The organism is Sulfurimonas hongkongensis, assembly GCF_000445475.1.
Taxonomy (GTDB): Bacteria; Campylobacterota; Campylobacteria; order Campylobacterales; family Sulfurimonadaceae; genus Sulfurimonas; species Sulfurimonas hongkongensis.
Genome location: NZ_AUPZ01000009.1, coordinates 134,203 through 149,565, shown reverse-complemented (window position 1 = coordinate 149,565; position 15,363 = coordinate 134,203). Strand labels below are relative to the sequence as shown.

Here is a 15,363-nt window from a genome sequence, read left to right as displayed (position 1 = left end):
ACTGCGTTTTGGTACATTTTTGGATTGCGCTTGACACTAACACTTGTTATTTCTTTATCTAGGTTAACTGTTATGGTTATTACATACTCATCAATAATATCAATAAATCTCAAGTTATCTCTATAGAGTTTGTTAAAGCTAAGATATAGTTTTGATACAGGAAAAGAGATTAAAAAACCAGCAAGCAAAGAGATGATAAGTACTACGGAGCCTAGTATATAGATATATTGTAAGTTATTTTCTTTTATGTTTTCTAGGTAACTATTGTCTGCTTCTAAGATTAGTTTGATGTTTTCATTGTTTTTAAAATAATTCTCTAAAGAAAAAACATATCTGCCATCTCCAAAATTATCTAACTCTAAGGAGGTTTCATCTACAGAAGTAAATTCACTAAAAACTGTATAGCCATTGTTTAAGTAGTTATTCCAAGCCTTTTGTTCATCTGGGTGTAAGATAAAGTTGCCTTCATTGTCAATTAAATAGACATTAAAATTGTTATTGCTCTTGATTTGCGAAAGGAGTCTATCCATATCTAGATTTGCGATGACTATCCCATAAAACACACCTTTATAAAAAATATTTGTTGAGACTCTAATAGTCGGTCTTATAGGTTTTTCAAGCATCTTGTTTTCTATGTTTAAGTCAAGGTTTGAGTACCAAAACTCTCCAGCCTTGTTTTTTATAGTCTTCTCAAAATAGTATCTGTTTGATTTGTTTTGTAGATTTTTCTCAGAAACAGAAAATATAAATTTAGAATTTCTTTCTTTTTCTATTCTGATTTTTTCAAGTCCATTTTTGTCTATAAACCTTAGTTGAAAAAGGTGTTCATTACTTTTTATAAGACCTCTAAAGAGGTGTGTAACAATTTGTTGATTCATTTTAGATGGAGTGTTTAAGTAGTTGAGAAAAAGCTGATTTGTTTGTATGGAGTTTAGCGTGTTTTCTACATTGTCTAAATAACCTTTTATAAAAAGCTTTATACGAGTTGAGTCAAATTTAACATCTTTTTTAACTTGTTGTTCTATTTCAACAAATTTCATATTGTAGTTTACTACTGAGGTTATAGCAGCTATAAGTCCTCCAAACAGCAAAGCAAGTAGGATATTTCTTAGATAGAGGTTTTTGATTTTAAACATGTTTTAATAGCCTGTTTTCTTTTTGATAAACTAAAAAACATTATAGCGAATAAAAACATAGTAAAGAGACAATCTAAAGATTGTCTCTTTCAATGAGCCTCTTACTCTTTTTCAAAAGGGTAGAGATGGCTTCAAGTTCTTTTTGCATCTTCTCTTTTTGTAGTTGAGTATCACAACTTTTTATATCTTGTTTGAGTTGTATTTTTTTTAGAGATAGTTTTTCAATTATATCTTCTATTTTCTCTTGCTTTGTATGGGTTAAGTTCTCATCTTCAAGATATTTTTTGATTTTACTTACAATTTTACTGAGTTTCATTGACGTGTTCTCCTATCTCTTTGATGAGGCTGTCATCTATAAATAAAATAGCTGCCATCTCTACTAATTTCTTTTGAGTAGAGTAGATTGTAGCACTATCATTCATAAGAGAAGTTGCCATCGTGGCTTTTATAGCTCCCTCTCGTATAAGCTTGTCTGTCTTTGCCGTGTTAGTTAAATCATTTGCTTGTATGGTTGACTTTAGCATCTCTAGCTGCGTGAGTCTCTCTATCTCATCTTTAGTTGAGTTTAGAATGTTTATATCTATCAAGATAGCTGCTAGCTCTTTTCTTAGCATATTATACTCATTTTTTATAAAATTATTTCGGCTTCTAAGATAAAAATTTAGATTTTTTTGGACGTCTCTTGTATCTTTTAAGACCTCTACTATAAGCTTTGCACTTCTCTTTAAATCGCCCACTTTTTGTTGCTGAGAGCTTGTCATGTTTTCTTGAGCAAAAGATGAGTACTTGATGATTTCGCTATATAATATCTTTAGATTTGACTGATATATCTCATCTATGTCAGTATTTATTTTTGTAACTTCTTTTGAGATTTGCACTTCTAAATCCTTTTTTGTTTTAAGGTTAGTTGTGTGCAAATTTATCGCATGGAGCATCGCTCTTTGACAATTTTCATATAAGTTTATTATCTCTTTTTTGATGGAAACAATAGCAGCTTCTGGAAGTGTTAAATTTGCATCAAGCAGATACTTTGGTTTTGAGTGAGAAGAGACTTTTTTCTTTATAAGTCTCTCTGATAATTTTACAATCTTGTTCACAAAAGGAGAAAGAACTAAAAGACCAATAATACTAAAGAGGGTATGAAAAAGAGCTAACTTCATTCCATAGTTATCGCTGCTTATACCAAGATAAGGAGCAAATATATCTATAAAATCACTAATATAATGTATAAAAATAGTAACAATAATAGCTGTGACAAGATTAAAAACAAAGTAGGCAAAAGCAACTCTTTTTCCATTTTCATTTGAAGTTAAAGAGGCTAGGATAGCTGTAAGTGTCGTTCCTAAATTCGCACCTATAGTTAAAGAAAGAGCATTTATATAGATGATGCTTCCTGCATTTAGTGCTGTAATGACTATAGCTAAAGTTGCTGCACTTGACTGAATGACCACAGTTACAACAATTCCTATAACTATGTAGACTAAGATTCCAAGTGCGCCTTCTATCGAGTAAGAAGCTATATCTATAGAGTCTTTTAGTGTGTCAAAACCTTCTTTCATGTAAGCGATACCTAAAAAGATAAAGCCTAAACCTAGAAGAACATTTCCTAGTCCTTTATAAGCACTGCTCTTAGCAAATCTTAAAACAACACCAAAAACTATAAGAGGCATAGCGTATAGAGAGATTTTGACATCTACGCCTAGGCTAGAGATTATCCATGCGGTTGTTGTACTTCCTAGATTTGTACCAAAAATAATACCAACACCTTGAACTAAGGTAAGTAGTTCAACGGACAAGAAAGAGATAACGATTAGAGAGGTAATAGTTGAACTTTGAACAAGGGAAGTTGAGATAACCCCAGTTAAAATGGAGTAAAATAGGTTGCTTGTAAACTTTTGAAGTAGCTTTTCTAAAATACCACCGGAGAGTAGCCTAAAGCCATCTTGCATAAAATACATACCGATTATGAAAATGGCAATGCCACTTAGCAAAACAGTAAGATTCTCTGAAATAATTACGAAATATGCGAAAAAAAGAAAACTAAAGGGGAGCAGCAATTTCCTAGACATATATATATCCTAGTTGATATTTTAAAACAGTAACCCCTAAAGAGCTAATATAAAGATGCAAAATATAAGAAAATAACAAAAGAAATTTATCTAATTTTAGAGATAAATTTTGCTTGAGAGCGCTTTAGAGACTTCACTACAAAAACCTGTAGCGAAGTGTTTTTAATATATCTATGCAAAGTGAGGGCGGATTGAGTCGCACCATGATTTTATACGTTGTGAGCTTAAATCATCTTGGTTGTCTTCATCTAGTGCCAAACCTACAAACATGCCATCAACTACGGCAGTTGACTCATCAAACTCAAAGCCATCAGTTGAAAATGAGCCTACGACATTTGCACCTAAAGAGACTACCTTCTCATATATGGTTCCCATAGCAGATAGGAAATGATCAGGGTACTCTTCTTGATCTCCAAGCCCAAAAAGAGCTATGGTTTTGCCACTTAGCTGAGCATCATCAAGGTTTACAATATAGTCTTCCCAGTCATCTTGAAGATCTCCATCACCCCAAGTTGAGACACCAATTATAAGAGCGTCATATTTTGTCATCTCATCACTTGCAGACTGAGCAACATCATGCATAGTTATATCTAGGTCACTTAAAGACTCTTTAATTTCTGTTGCCATATCTTCAGTGTTTCCTGTTGAGGATGCGTAAAAAAGTCCTATTTTTTTCATAATTTTCTCCTTAATTAAAGAGTAGAGATAAGTCTAGCCTCTTTTTGTTATTTAAGATGATAGAGCATTAAAGCTTAAAAATGTATTATCAAAATAAATCATTTTTTTTATTCTATTTTATGAAAGTTTAGTTCTATCTTTTAGATTAGCATAGCTTTTAAAATTTTCATCTTTTGGTGCATTAAGATAGTCCTCTCTTACAAATCGATACTTTGCATCTGCATACTCTTTGCTCTTATCTCTGTTAAGTCCGATGCGAAATGAAGAGTAGATTTTAAAATCTTTTTTAGTAGATGCAACTAAAGAGATCTCTCTCTTGTGCTTATGAAAATAGTCTTGAAGCTCCTCATGTTGCGCGATATTGCTATCTAAGAGAGATGCAAGATATTTCTTTACCGTAGCACTTCCCGCGAAAAATGAGTGTTTATGTTTTATGCCTCTCATAAGGATACTGCCTAAAAATTTACCATCTCCAAATGTAATGCCAGCGCCTCCTCTTTGCCATGCTTTTTTATGTACATAGATATAGTTATGGGTATCTCTTAGCAGACTGTCTTGATGGACAAAGGGATCATTATGAGTCTTGCTTTGATAAAAGTAAAACTCTATCTCAGTTAGCTCTATCTTAATATCTCCTATTTTTAAAACTTTTTGATTTAAAATACTCTTCGCTGTATCTTTAAAAATCTCCTGCATAGATGTGATGGATTTATCACTTTTGTCAATTTTATTGTGAAGTTTAGTAAACCACCGTTTCATAAGGATTTCCCTCCTTTTTTAACAAAGTTTATAATAAGTGCACTTAAAATAGATACAAAGACTATGATGGTTACAACTCCAAGTGTTCCGTTAGTTCCATCGGTAAAAGGAAGCCCACTTGTGTTGATGCCAAAAAAACCAACTATCAGGTTTAGCGGTAAAAATATTGCTGAGATTATAGTTAGCGTGTATATTAAATGGTTCATTTTGTCGTTGATGCGAGCGGTGTAAAAACTATATAGATAGTCTAGTTTTGAATACTGAAGTGTTGCTGAGCGAAGAGTTCTAGTTATGTGTTCGTGAAGATTCATGTAGTTATTTATGGGAAAATCATCTCTCTTTTCATAATGCTCTATCATCTCATCCATAGTTTCTGACGTATGCATAAGAATTCTCTCTATGCGAAGTATGTCCCTTTTTAGCTCTAGCCATTTGTTTATAAAACTATTCATGTTTTTACTGTCATATAGATCTTCTTCTATGTCGGCTATTGTCTCTCTGTATCTCTCAAAAGTCTTTAGTAGTTTGTCAATAATTTTATTTAAAATATTGTGCGTAGTTACAAACTTATCATCTAGTTTTTTAAGCTCTCCCTCTGCTCTATCGTACAAAAAACTATACTCTTCTGTGATGATAAAACCAACTGAGCGAAATTTTAACTCATCTTCAACGATGGGGAGCCGCACAATAAGGAGGTCATACTCATCATTTACATCAAAAAGTGATGGATGAACTTCGTTTTTTAGGTCCTCTAGGTGTAGTTTATCGAGACTCTCTTTTATATGTAACATAGTATTATTTTTTAACATAGAACTCTATACCCTCTTTATGAAGTCTTTTAACTATCTTTTGACTGAGTTGAGATTTTAGCTCCATTATTTGATGATATGGCGTTACATACCAAACATAGAGTGTAAAACATGGCTCTATTGGGTCTGGAATGAGATGAATACGAGGTCTAAAGTCACGAGAACGCATATCATAACGTTTTTTAAGATGTCCGTACTGCTTTGATGCTACTTCCATGTATCTCTCAGTTACTTCAAGCGTTATTTCGTTCGTTATTTCTTCAACTTTTGCGGTATCAGATGCAAAAGGAATTCGAAACTCTATAAGGTCATAGATGGTCTTCATCTTGTCATGCGTGTAGTTATAAACGTAGTTAGTTACAAAGTAGTTGTTTGGTACAAAAACGACTCTGCCAGCTCTTTTTAGTTGCAAGGATGTAGTGTTGTTAATGCTTTCATAGATGGTCATTTTAAAAGGAGAGATATCTATAATCTCGCCAATAATTGGATTGTTGTTCATATATAGTAAAACTCTATCTCCAATCTTTACAGAACCACCAAAAGAGAGATGCATCCACGCTACTATGCTTTGAAGATACTCTTTCATGGAGATGGTGATAGCAGCTGCTATAAAGCCTATAAGTGTTGCTGCGTAGATAATATTGTTGATATTAAATGCTATGAGAACTAAAAAAAGAACAAGAAAAAATGAGATATTTAAAACTTTTTTTATCTTAAAGAGTTGGTCCTCATCTTTTGCCTTTTTGATGATAAAGTGCTTTAAGAAGTGAAAAAGTATAAAAATAAGTATAATAACAGCGATATTAATGCCATGTCTTGGAAGTTGTGTTATCTCATAACTCTTTAGCTCATGAAGATAAGCCTCTTTGGAGTGTTTTAAAACCTCTTTTTTATGTTCAAGCAGGTCTTTTGCATTGTCGAAAAAATCTATGGCATTAATTAGTTGAGCCTCTTTTTTTGTATCTTTTTTTTCTTGCGATTGTGTAGCGTTTAACTCTTTGTTTAAGTATTCCTGAGCATCGTTGTACTCTTTTTCTAGCAACGTAAGTTTCCGATTTTGGATATTGAAGTTGTTGTTTTTGTTTTTAAAGAGATACTCGATGATATTTACCTCTTTTGCATCGTGAGCTACACCAATCTTCTCAAGTAACCCATAAAAAGATTGTGGAAGTTCATCTAATATCTTTCTTTTACTAGTTTTTAGTTTTAGAAGTTGAGTAAGCTCAGCTTTTCTTTTGCCACTTGCTCTTTGGATTTCGTTTTTTAGAATCTTTATCTCATCATCTAAGTTATGAGCTTTTAGTGAGTTGCTATATACCTGAAGCCAAGTGTTGTTTTTTTTATCAAGATAGTCAAAGTCTTCAGCATAGGTCAAACTAAACAGTAGTGATAATGCTAAAAAAGAAGCAAATAATTGTTTCAAAATCTCTCCAAAAGAGTGGTATATGAAGATAGTATTATACTCTTAAAATGACAAAAATCATATAAATACTTTAGGTTTAAGATTTATAACAATGTGGATATAATAGTAACTATAAAGAGTGAGTTTTATAAAAATTAGTTTGAAAATAGTGGGTGGTCGAGGATGAAGATTATTGGCAGAAGAGAAGTTATATCTATCTTGGATTTGGAGCTTTTCAATTTAGACGCGAAGATAGACACGGGTGCGGACTCTAACGCTTTGCACTGCGATGATATATATGTAGATGATGAAGGATTTGTTCATTTTACACTTCAAGATGAGGTTCATGAAGCATATCATGACAAAAAAATAGTTATGCCACTTCACTCTATAAAAAGAGTAAGAAGTTCAAATGGAAAGCTACAAGAGAGGGCGTCTATAAAGGTAAGCGTAGAGTTTTTTGGTAAAAAGTACAAAACAATCATCTCCTTAGCAGATAGAGCAGATATGAAGTATCCCATGCTCATAGGTAGGAAATTTTTAAGCGGAAAATTTTTAGTAGATGTATCAAAAGAATATATAGCGAAAAAAGATGAAAAGGTAAAAATATGAGAGTCTATATACTATCAAGAAACAGAAATCTCTACTCCACACAAAGGCTTGTAGAGGCAGCTGAGCTAAAAGGCTGGGAGGTAAGAGTTATAGACTACTTAAAGTGTAGTATAGAGATTATGAAAGGACAACTCAACATTAACTATCTTGGTTCTCAGTTACCAGTTCCAGATGCCATCATCCCTAGAATTGGTGCTAGTAGAACTTTTTATGGAGCTGCTATGATTAGACATTTTGAGATGATGGATGTTTTTACTACATCTGGGAGTTTAGCTGTTACAAGAAGTAGAGATAAATTAAGAAGCCTGCAAATCCTCTCAAAACAAGGCGTAGATATGCCAAAGACTATCTTTGCATCTAATAAGTCAAGTGCAAAAGATGTTATAGCTTTAAGTGGTGGTGCACCTTTGATACTTAAGATATTAGAGGGAACACAAGGTGTTGGAGTAGTTTTAGTAGATAGCGAAAAAGCAGCAAAATCAGTCCTTGATGCTTTTTATGGCATGGATGTAAACTTGCTTGTTCAGGAGTTTATAGAAGAGGCGGGCGGGGCAGATATTCGTGTGTTGATAGTTGGTGGTGAAGTTGTTGGAGCTATGAAGCGTCAAGGTGCAGATGGAGACTTTAGATCAAACCTGCATCAGGGTGGACATGCAACCGCACATAAACTAACTCGTAAAGAGAAATCAACTGCATTAGCTGCTGCAAAAGCTATGGGGCTTGGCATCTGCGGGGTAGATATGATCGAATCAGCTCGTGGTCCACTTGTGATGGAAGTAAACTCATCGCCTGGGTTAGAGGGGATTGAGAAGTCTACAAACATAGATATAGCTGGAAAAATCATGGATTATATAGATGCAAATGTAACTCCAAGAACTGATGAAGCAAGCAAAAAAAGAAAGCTAAAAAAAGATAGCATAGGAGTATAAATCCCTGAATCCTTTACTCAAAACTTAGAGCTGTAGCACAAGAGAAGGGCTTTTTTATACTTTTGTATAAAGCAGATGGAGCTTTAATGAGGACTCCATTAGTATAAGGGCTCATGGGATTATAAAAGCACTAGGCGATAGCGTGTTAAAAGATAAAGTTGTAGTCTGTTGAAGAGATTTCACTTAGCATTTGTTAATACACTCTATGCTAAAGTAAACAAAATTTCAAATAGGTAGAGAGTTATGAAGCAATTTAAAATACTTGTTGCAATAGATTTTTCAAAAGATAGTTTTATAGTATTGCAAAGAGCTATGGAGTTTGCACGAAAAATAAACGGTATTGTAGATGTTGTTCATATAGTAGAGAACTCATTTTTTTCACCCAAAAAAGATATTAACTATATTAAAGAGCATATTTTAGAAAGACTACAGCTCGCATTTAATGACTTTGATGAAAAGCATTTTCACTGTATTAAAGGTAATACAAAAAAAGAGATTGCTAAAGTAGCTAATATTCTCAAATCCAAGCTCATCATTATTGGTAAAAGTGGAGAGACTTATAGGTTTAGCGAGGTCTATATGGGCTCGCATACAAAGCATATTGTAAGAAGTGCAGATGTTCCTGTCTTAGTTCTTAAAAAAGAGAGTGAGATTAGCACAAAGACTATTTTACTTCCTACTGACCTCTCTTCAAAATCAGCAGCGGCAATTTTAGAGATTGCAAAACTATTTCCTAGTGCTTATTTAACCCTTGTCCATTTTTTTACAATTCCCTTTGAAGCACGCCTCAATAGCTATGGTTTTAGCGATGAAGATACTATAGAGTATATGACCGTGATGAAAGATAAAAGTGAGAAAAATCTTGAACAATTTGTTCAAACAATAGATATCCCTCAAGGATTTAGAGTCTCCTCAAAAGTACGTAAAAGTTCTTTAAACCCAAAACTCTTTGATAAGGAAGTCGAAGATATTCCACATGATATACTTGCCCTGCATACTACAGGTAGAGTTAGCTTTTACGCTTTTGATATCCTTGAGAGTTCAATAGAAAATGTTTTAATTTTAAAAATATAAAATCTCTTTTTATACCCATCTTATACTCTTTTTTTTTCAAAAAATAGTATAATTTCTAGCTCAAAATAAAGGTCTTTTTAACTATAAAAATATCTTTGAGTCAAAATAGACATCGTTTGATATCTTGTGGTTTTTTGGCTGTGTTTGATGAAGTATCAAACAAACTTTTCTTATGTAATACATAACAATTTTTTTGAGGACACAATGAACATTTCTGATGCAATATTTGAGATGGAACTTAATGGTGTTGATGCTAAAGATATTGATAGCATCGTAGAACTCTGTCGTGACAAGGGTTTTAATAGTGAACTTTTAGATGAGGAACTTTTAAAAAGAGGATATCCTATAATCTTTAATATTAACTATGAAGAGTATGATGATTTTGATGATGATTATCTCACAATAGAGAAGTTTCCATATAAAAATCAGTATAGAGATTAGGAGATAAAGACCCACTCGGCATTTATAGTGAGTGAGTCTTTAGTCTTAATTGCTAAAAGCCCTATTTAGGGCACTAAACATAGCCTTTATAGATGCCGTTGCTATATCATCATCGATACCTACACCAAAACAAGATAGAGTCTCTTTGGACTGCACTTCTATGTAGGCGATGGCCTTGGCACTGCTCTTATCTCCACAAGAGTGTTCTGAGTAAGAGTTTATTGTAAACTCATTTTCGTAGTCTTTCATTAAAGCATTTTTACAAGCGTCTATTGGTCCATTGCCCTGCGCAGATGCTACTATCTCTTTGCCCCTGTAGTTATAAACTATAGTGCAAGTTGAGACTTTTTTTAGTGACTCAACCGTAACATCTACAAAGCTAATATGCTCATCAGGCTCAAAATATGTCTTATTAAAGATGTCTAATATCTCATCAGGTTCTAGCTCTCTTCCCTCTTCATCCGTTACAGCTTGAACAATCTTGCCAATCTCTGGATGCATAGCTTTTGGAAGCTGATAACCAAAGTTTTTCTCTAATATATAAGCTACCCCACCTTTTCCAGATTGTGAGTTGATGCGAATGATGGACTCATAAGAGCGACCTACATCTTTCGGATCAATCGGCAAGTATGGAACTTCCCAAAAACCATTTTGGCTATTTTTCTGATATGCCAAACCTTTGTTGATGGCATCTTGATGTGAACCCGAAAATGCAGTATAAACTAAATCTCCTACATATGGATGTCTTGGATGTGTAGGCATCTCTGTACATCTCTCAACGACTTCTAAGACTTCATCTACATTTGAGAAGTTTAATTTTGGATCTATCCCTTGAGTCAACATATTTAGTGCCAAAGTTATAATGTCAACATTTCCTGTTCTCTCGCCATTACTCAAAAGCGTCCCCTCAACTCTGTCAGCACCTGCTAAAAGTGCTAACTCTGTCGCAGCTATGGAAGTTCCTCTATCATTATGGGTATGAGTTGAGATGATGACATTTTTACGGTTATCTAAATGTTTTGACATCCACTCTATCTGATCTGCATAGACATTTGGAGTTGACATCTCTACTGTTGCTGGAAGGTTTATGATAACTTTTCTGTTATCTGCTATACCCCATCTCGCAGTTACTGCATTTGATATAGCTGCTGCAAACTCTAGCTCAGTTCCCGTAAAACTCTCAGGAGAGTACTCTAAAAATATCTCTCCATCATGCTCTTTCTCATACTTTTTAACTAAATCAACTCCCTCTATTGCAAGAGCTATAATCTCCTCTTTGCTTTTTCCAAAGACTATCTTTCTTTGAGCACTTGAGGTTGAGTTATAAAGATGCACGGTTGCCTTTTTTACACCTTTTAGAGCTTCAAAAGTTTTAGCTATTAGATGCTCTCTAGCTTGGACTAAGACTTGGATAGTTACGTCATCAGGGATAAGTTTGTCATCAACCAAACGGCGTAAAAAGTCAAACTCAACTTTAGATGCAGATGGAAAACCCACCTCTATCTCTTTGAAACCGAGTTTAAGTAAGAGTGCAAAAAGTTCAAGTTTTTTAGTCATGTCCATTGGATTGATAAGCGCTTGATTTCCATCACGTAAATCTACACTACACCACCTAGGAGCTTTTGTAATTGTGTTGTCTGGCCACTCTCTATTTGGCAAATCTATTTTTGGGTAAGGGCGATATTTGCCCGCTTTGATATGATTCACTTTGAATCCTTAAAACTTGAAATTTTGATTATGACACTCTTACATATTACAATCAAGATTGAAATTATATCAGATTTTGTGTTAGGCTTTTGTAAGGCAAGATTTATCTAGTGGGCTGTTTGAGAGTTATTGTAAACAAAGCTCCATCTTTTGTATTGTGAACATTTATGGAACCGTGGTTTTTTTTGAGGATTTGCTCACTCATATATAGGCCTATTCCTGTCCCTTTACCCTCTTTTTTTGTAGTAATATTTGCTTTGAAGATATCATCTATAACTTCAAGGGAGACCCCTCCTGCATTGTCTTGCACTTCTATATAGGTGTTGCTGTTTTCTTCATAGCATCTAATATGGACTTTTCTATTACGTATGTTTTTTTCATTAAAAGAGTCAATGGAGTTGTTTATGAGATTTATAAAGAGATGTTTAAACTCATTTTTATTTCCAAATATACTAAGGTGCTCATCTATCTCTAAGTATAAAAGAATGCCCTGAGAGATAAGTTCATCTTTCATAAGAACTTGAACGCTCTTGAGCGCATCTAAAAAAGTAAACTCCTCGTTTTTAGTGCTTGGTCTAAAAAATGTACGAAACTCACTAAGAGTGCTAACCATGTGATCTATTTGCATATGAATATTTTTATCAAGTTCTTGGATATATGGCTCATCAACACTGCCAGTTTTAAAGTCTTCTCTTAACATATCACTCATCATGCTGATAGAGTTTAGTGGTTGTTTCCATTGATGTGCGATAGCATCTATCATTTCGCCCATTGAGGCAAGTCTTGACTGTTGTTTTAAAAGTTCATCTTTTTGCATATCTCTTTGGTTTGCAAGGATGTTTCTTCTGTCCCACTGTTTTAAAAAGTACTCATTTTGTTTTATAGTTTTTTGGTTTTCTTTTTGCTCTGTTGTGTAGAAGTTTAAAACAGACTCTAGCTTATCAGCCAAGTGAGTGTCTGATTTTTTTGATTGTAGTATAAGCTCATTTAGCATGAGCTGAGTAATTTTATTTGACATCTTTTACCAACTATTAATCTTTAACCAAATTATAGCAAAAAGTGCGATTTAGGGCAAAAGATATAGAGTTAATTTTTACTCTCTAGCGTTAAAGCTAGAGAATTTGTTTTAGCATTGGTAAGTTGTTTTAAACTCATAGGCAGTAGGACGACCTTCATCAGGCCAAACATCTCTCTCAAATCTGTAGTGTCTATAGCTTTCTAAAAACTCATCAGTAAAGACAGGTTTGAGGTAGTCGAAATCTCTAAAAAGTGCCTCTAGTGAACCACGAAGAGTGTGTGGGAGTTGAGGGATACCTTTTTCGCGAATCTCATCTAAAGAGAGTTCATATAAGTTTTCATCCATAGGTCCAGTAGGAATATCTTTGTTTTTTATACCATCAAGTCCTGCCATAAGCATTACAGCAAAAGCTAGGTATGGACAAGCACTTGAATCTGGAAAACGCATCTCAACACGAGTTGCCTTTTCTCCAGCACCATAAGGGATTCTACAAGATGCAGAGCGGTTTTGAGAAGAGTAAGCCAAAATATTTGGTGCTTCAAATCCAGGAAGAAGTCTTTTGTATGAGTTGGTCGTAGGGTTTGTAAAAGCTGCTACTGAGCGAGCGTGTTTAAAGATACCGCCAACATAGTGTATACCAATCTCAGAGACATTTGCATAGTTTCCTTTTTTATAAAATAGGTTTTTACCATCTTTCCAAAGAGATTGGTGAACATGCATACCATTTCCATTGTCGCCAAACATTGGTTTAGGCATAAAAGTCGCAGTTTTCCCATTTAGGTGAGCTACCATTTTTATGACATATTTGTACTTTTGAACATTATCAGCAGCAGTTATAATATCTGAGAAAACTATCCCTATTTCATGTTGACCTTGAGCTACTTCATGGTGACCGAGCACCACTTCAAGTCCAACTTGTTCTAATACTTGCATCATCTCAGCACGAATATCTACAGCAGAATCAGATGGAGCTACTGGAAAATAACCACCTTTAGTTCCCGGTCTGTGACCTGTGTTGTACATATCTGTATATGGATTGTTAGCGTTCCAATCACCCTCTTCAGTATCGATTTTGTAACCTGCTTCGTTGATATTGTCAACAAAAGTTATGTTATCAAACATAAAAAATTCATTTTCAGGACCAAAATATGCAGTATCAGCAATTCCAAGAGACTCAGTATGTTCTAAGGCTGCTTTTGCAATAGAGCGAGGACATCTCTCATAAGCTTGATTTTTATATATGTCATAAACATCACAAAAAACGATGATAGTTGGATCAGCAGTAAAAGGATCTAAAAAAGCAGTTTTTACATCTGGTCTTAGAAGCATATCAGACTTGTTGATAGGTTGCCAAGCTTCTATAGATGAGCCATCAAAAGGTAAACCTTCTTCTAATTGTTCTGTAGTTACAGCAGACATCCTATAGCTTACATGGTGCCATGTACCTTTAATGTCTGTAAATCTAAAATCTACAAATCCAACATCATGTTCTTCACAAAAAGTAAAAAACTCCTCGGTGGTGTTAACAAACTTTCCCATTATTTCTCCCTATGATTTATAATGGGTGTTAGTATATCTCAAAAATATTTAATCCTAGCTCTACTATTGTGTAAAAATTCATCACTTTAAGTCTTTATTTTTGTAAAGAATGTTACAAGAGAGTAAAAAGAAATATTGGGTTGTTTCTAGTTTATAGTAGAGTCCTATGATTAATTTATAAACTAGATTTGGGATCCATTTGATAATTTTTCATAGCATTTAGTATTTATAAATTGAAGAAAATATCAAGAATAATATATGTATACTTAATAAAAAAGACGTAAGGATTTTATATAGATGAAGCAGCAAAATATCTTTAGAGTTGATGGAGTTGAGGTTACGCTTGATGAACTCATTAAAGGCTACAAAAAGTCAAAATCTTCAAAAAAAATAAGAAGTAAGGTAGAACTTAAAAGAATCAATGAGCAGAAGTTAAAACCGTATCAGGCTGAGCTTATAAAACTGCAAAAACATCTTGAAAACACAGATCAAAAGATGATTATTCTCTTTGAGGGACGTGATGCCGCTGGAAAAGGTGGAACTATAAGAAGGGTTACAAGATATATGGATGAGAAGCATTATAGGATAGTAGCCCTTGGAAAACCTACAGAGGAGCAAAGAACACAATGGTTTTACCAAAAATATGTACGACACTTTCCTACAGCTGGAGAGATAGTTCTTTTTGATAGAAGTTGGTACAACAGAGCTATGGTTGAGTCTGTTTTTAATTTTTGTACTAAAAAAGAGTACGATGACTTTATGAAGGGTGTAAAAGGGTTTGAAAATGATCTTGTTCGTCAAGGCATTATACTAGTAAAGCTTTACTATAGTGTTACAAAAGCTGAGCAAGCTAGAAGATTTCAAAGACGACAAAATGACCCACTCAGACAGTGGAAGCTTAGTGAGATAGACCTTCAAGCTCAAGATAAATGGGATGAATTTACCCAGACAAAGTACAACATGATAAAGCAGACTCACTCTCATAGTGCTCCATGGACTATTATTCGTTCAAATAATAAACAGCTTGCAAGACTAGAGTCACTAAAAGTCATACTCAACAAGGTCGATTATGAGGGAAGAGATGAACATTTAAACTACTCTCCAAATCCAGAAATCGTTATCTCAGGCGCTAGAGAGATAGAGATTATGGATGCTCAGGTTACAAGTACTGGTAAATTTATAGGTTAAAA

The 15,363-nt window shown here is 34.0% G+C and carries 15 protein-coding genes; 5 read left to right on the top strand and 10 right to left on the bottom strand.

Features of this window, described 5'->3' with window-relative positions; all coding sequences use genetic code 11:
• The 7 genes from M947_RS19595 to M947_RS19565 all read right to left on the bottom strand — a co-directional run.
• The coding region (locus tag M947_RS19595; RefSeq protein WP_021287822.1) for a cache domain-containing protein at window positions 1-1,136 on the bottom strand (1,136 nt) is incomplete at its 3' end.
• Between the two features lie 73 nt (window positions 1,137-1,209).
• The gene (locus M947_RS19590) at window positions 1,210-1,452 is read right to left on the bottom strand and encodes a hypothetical protein (RefSeq protein WP_021287821.1); all 243 of its coding nucleotides are present in this window, start codon (window positions 1,450-1,452) and stop codon (window positions 1,210-1,212) included.
• Window positions 1,439-3,205, bottom strand: coding sequence for a Na/Pi cotransporter family protein (locus tag M947_RS19585; RefSeq protein ID WP_031348027.1), 1,767 nt, complete (start codon window positions 3,203-3,205; stop codon window positions 1,439-1,441). The genes M947_RS19590 and M947_RS19585 overlap by 14 nt, the downstream gene beginning before the upstream one ends.
• 171 nt (window positions 3,206-3,376) lie before the next feature.
• A complete protein-coding gene (locus tag M947_RS19580) occupies window positions 3,377-3,883 on the bottom strand; it encodes a flavodoxin (RefSeq protein WP_021287819.1) in 507 nt (168 codons plus the stop codon).
• A gap of 117 nt (window positions 3,884-4,000) precedes the next feature.
• Window positions 4,001-4,642 carry a hypothetical protein gene (locus tag M947_RS19575; protein ID WP_021287818.1) on the bottom strand — a complete coding sequence of 214 codons (642 nt, stop codon included), beginning with the start codon at window positions 4,640-4,642 and terminating at the stop codon, window positions 4,001-4,003.
• Window positions 4,639-5,451 carry a CorA family divalent cation transporter gene (locus tag M947_RS19570; protein WP_021287817.1) on the bottom strand — a complete coding sequence of 271 codons (813 nt, stop codon included), beginning with the start codon at window positions 5,449-5,451 and terminating at the stop codon, window positions 4,639-4,641. The genes M947_RS19575 and M947_RS19570 overlap by 4 nt, the downstream gene beginning before the upstream one ends.
• Entirely contained in the window at window positions 5,438-6,874 is a 1,437-nt protein-coding gene (locus tag M947_RS19565) for a mechanosensitive ion channel family protein (RefSeq protein WP_021287816.1), read from the bottom strand. Before M947_RS19565 ends, M947_RS19570 begins: the two co-directional genes overlap by 14 nt.
• Before the next feature lie 162 nt (window positions 6,875-7,036).
• Between M947_RS19565 and M947_RS19560 the strand changes: the two genes are divergently transcribed.
• The 4 genes from M947_RS19560 (at window position 7,037) to M947_RS19545 (ending at window position 9,909) form a co-directional block, all read left to right on the top strand.
• The gene (locus M947_RS19560; protein ID WP_021287815.1) at window positions 7,037-7,465 is read left to right on the top strand and encodes an ATP-dependent zinc protease family protein; all 429 of its coding nucleotides are present in this window, start codon (window positions 7,037-7,039) and stop codon (window positions 7,463-7,465) included.
• A complete protein-coding gene (gene rimK, locus M947_RS19555; RefSeq protein WP_021287814.1) occupies window positions 7,462-8,394 on the top strand; it encodes a 30S ribosomal protein S6--L-glutamate ligase in 933 nt (310 codons plus the stop codon). The genes M947_RS19560 and rimK overlap by 4 nt, the downstream gene beginning before the upstream one ends.
• A 243-nt stretch (window positions 8,395-8,637) precedes the next feature.
• Window positions 8,638-9,468 carry a universal stress protein gene (locus tag M947_RS19550; RefSeq protein WP_021287813.1) on the top strand — a complete coding sequence of 277 codons (831 nt, stop codon included), beginning with the start codon at window positions 8,638-8,640 and terminating at the stop codon, window positions 9,466-9,468.
• Between the two features lie 204 nt (window positions 9,469-9,672).
• Window positions 9,673-9,909, top strand: a complete 237-nt coding sequence (locus M947_RS19545; RefSeq protein WP_031348023.1) for a 2-carboxy-1,4-naphthoquinone phytyltransferase — start codon at window positions 9,673-9,675, stop codon at window positions 9,907-9,909.
• A gap of 45 nt (window positions 9,910-9,954) precedes the next feature.
• Here the strand turns inward: M947_RS19545 and leuA are convergent, their stop codons facing one another.
• The 3 genes from leuA to glnA all read right to left on the bottom strand — a co-directional run bounded on the left by leuA (window position 9,955) and on the right by glnA (window position 14,173).
• Complete coding sequence (gene leuA / locus M947_RS19540; RefSeq protein WP_021287811.1) at window positions 9,955-11,616, bottom strand: 2-isopropylmalate synthase; 1,662 nt, start codon at window positions 11,614-11,616, stop codon at window positions 9,955-9,957.
• A 103-nt stretch (window positions 11,617-11,719) separates the two neighbouring features.
• Window positions 11,720-12,634 (bottom strand): sensor histidine kinase, encoded by a 915-nt coding sequence (locus M947_RS19535; protein ID WP_021287810.1) that lies wholly within the window; start codon window positions 12,632-12,634, stop codon window positions 11,720-11,722.
• 108 nt (window positions 12,635-12,742) lie between these two features.
• Entirely contained in the window at window positions 12,743-14,173 is a 1,431-nt protein-coding gene (gene glnA / locus M947_RS19530; RefSeq protein WP_021287809.1) for a type I glutamate--ammonia ligase, read from the bottom strand.
• 297 nt (window positions 14,174-14,470) lie between these two features.
• On the opposite strand from glnA, the gene ppk2 reads away from it, so the two are divergent.
• Complete coding sequence (gene ppk2 / locus M947_RS19525; protein ID WP_021287808.1) at window positions 14,471-15,361, top strand: polyphosphate kinase 2; 891 nt, start codon at window positions 14,471-14,473, stop codon at window positions 15,359-15,361.
• Window positions 15,362-15,363: the final 2 nt, after the last annotated feature.

What these genes read in the sequence shown, in the direction of transcription:
- M947_RS19580 (WP_021287819.1), bottom strand. Translation starts at nt 3,883, where the DNA reads ATGAAAAAAATAGGACTTTTTTACGCATCCTCAACAGGAAACACTGAA.
- M947_RS19575 (WP_021287818.1), bottom strand. Translation starts at nt 4,642, where the DNA reads ATGAAACGGTGGTTTACTAAACTTCACAATAAAATTGACAAAAGTGAT.
- M947_RS19535 (WP_021287810.1), bottom strand. Translation starts at nt 12,634, where the DNA reads ATGTCAAATAAAATTACTCAGCTCATGCTAAATGAGCTTATACTACAA.
- M947_RS19590 (WP_021287821.1), bottom strand. Translation starts at nt 1,452, where the DNA reads ATGAAACTCAGTAAAATTGTAAGTAAAATCAAAAAATATCTTGAAGAT.
- M947_RS19560 (WP_021287815.1), top strand. Translation starts at nt 7,037, where the DNA reads ATGAAGATTATTGGCAGAAGAGAAGTTATATCTATCTTGGATTTGGAG.
- M947_RS19585 (WP_031348027.1), bottom strand. Translation starts at nt 3,205, where the DNA reads ATGTCTAGGAAATTGCTGCTCCCCTTTAGTTTTCTTTTTTTCGCATAT.
- glnA (WP_021287809.1), bottom strand. Translation starts at nt 14,173, where the DNA reads ATGGGAAAGTTTGTTAACACCACCGAGGAGTTTTTTACTTTTTGTGAA.
- rimK (WP_021287814.1), top strand. Translation starts at nt 7,462, where the DNA reads ATGAGAGTCTATATACTATCAAGAAACAGAAATCTCTACTCCACACAA.
- M947_RS19570 (WP_021287817.1), bottom strand. Translation starts at nt 5,451, where the DNA reads ATGTTAAAAAATAATACTATGTTACATATAAAAGAGAGTCTCGATAAA.
- M947_RS19550 (WP_021287813.1), top strand. Translation starts at nt 8,638, where the DNA reads ATGAAGCAATTTAAAATACTTGTTGCAATAGATTTTTCAAAAGATAGT.
- M947_RS19545 (WP_031348023.1), top strand. Translation starts at nt 9,673, where the DNA reads ATGAACATTTCTGATGCAATATTTGAGATGGAACTTAATGGTGTTGAT.
- ppk2 (WP_021287808.1), top strand. Translation starts at nt 14,471, where the DNA reads ATGAAGCAGCAAAATATCTTTAGAGTTGATGGAGTTGAGGTTACGCTT.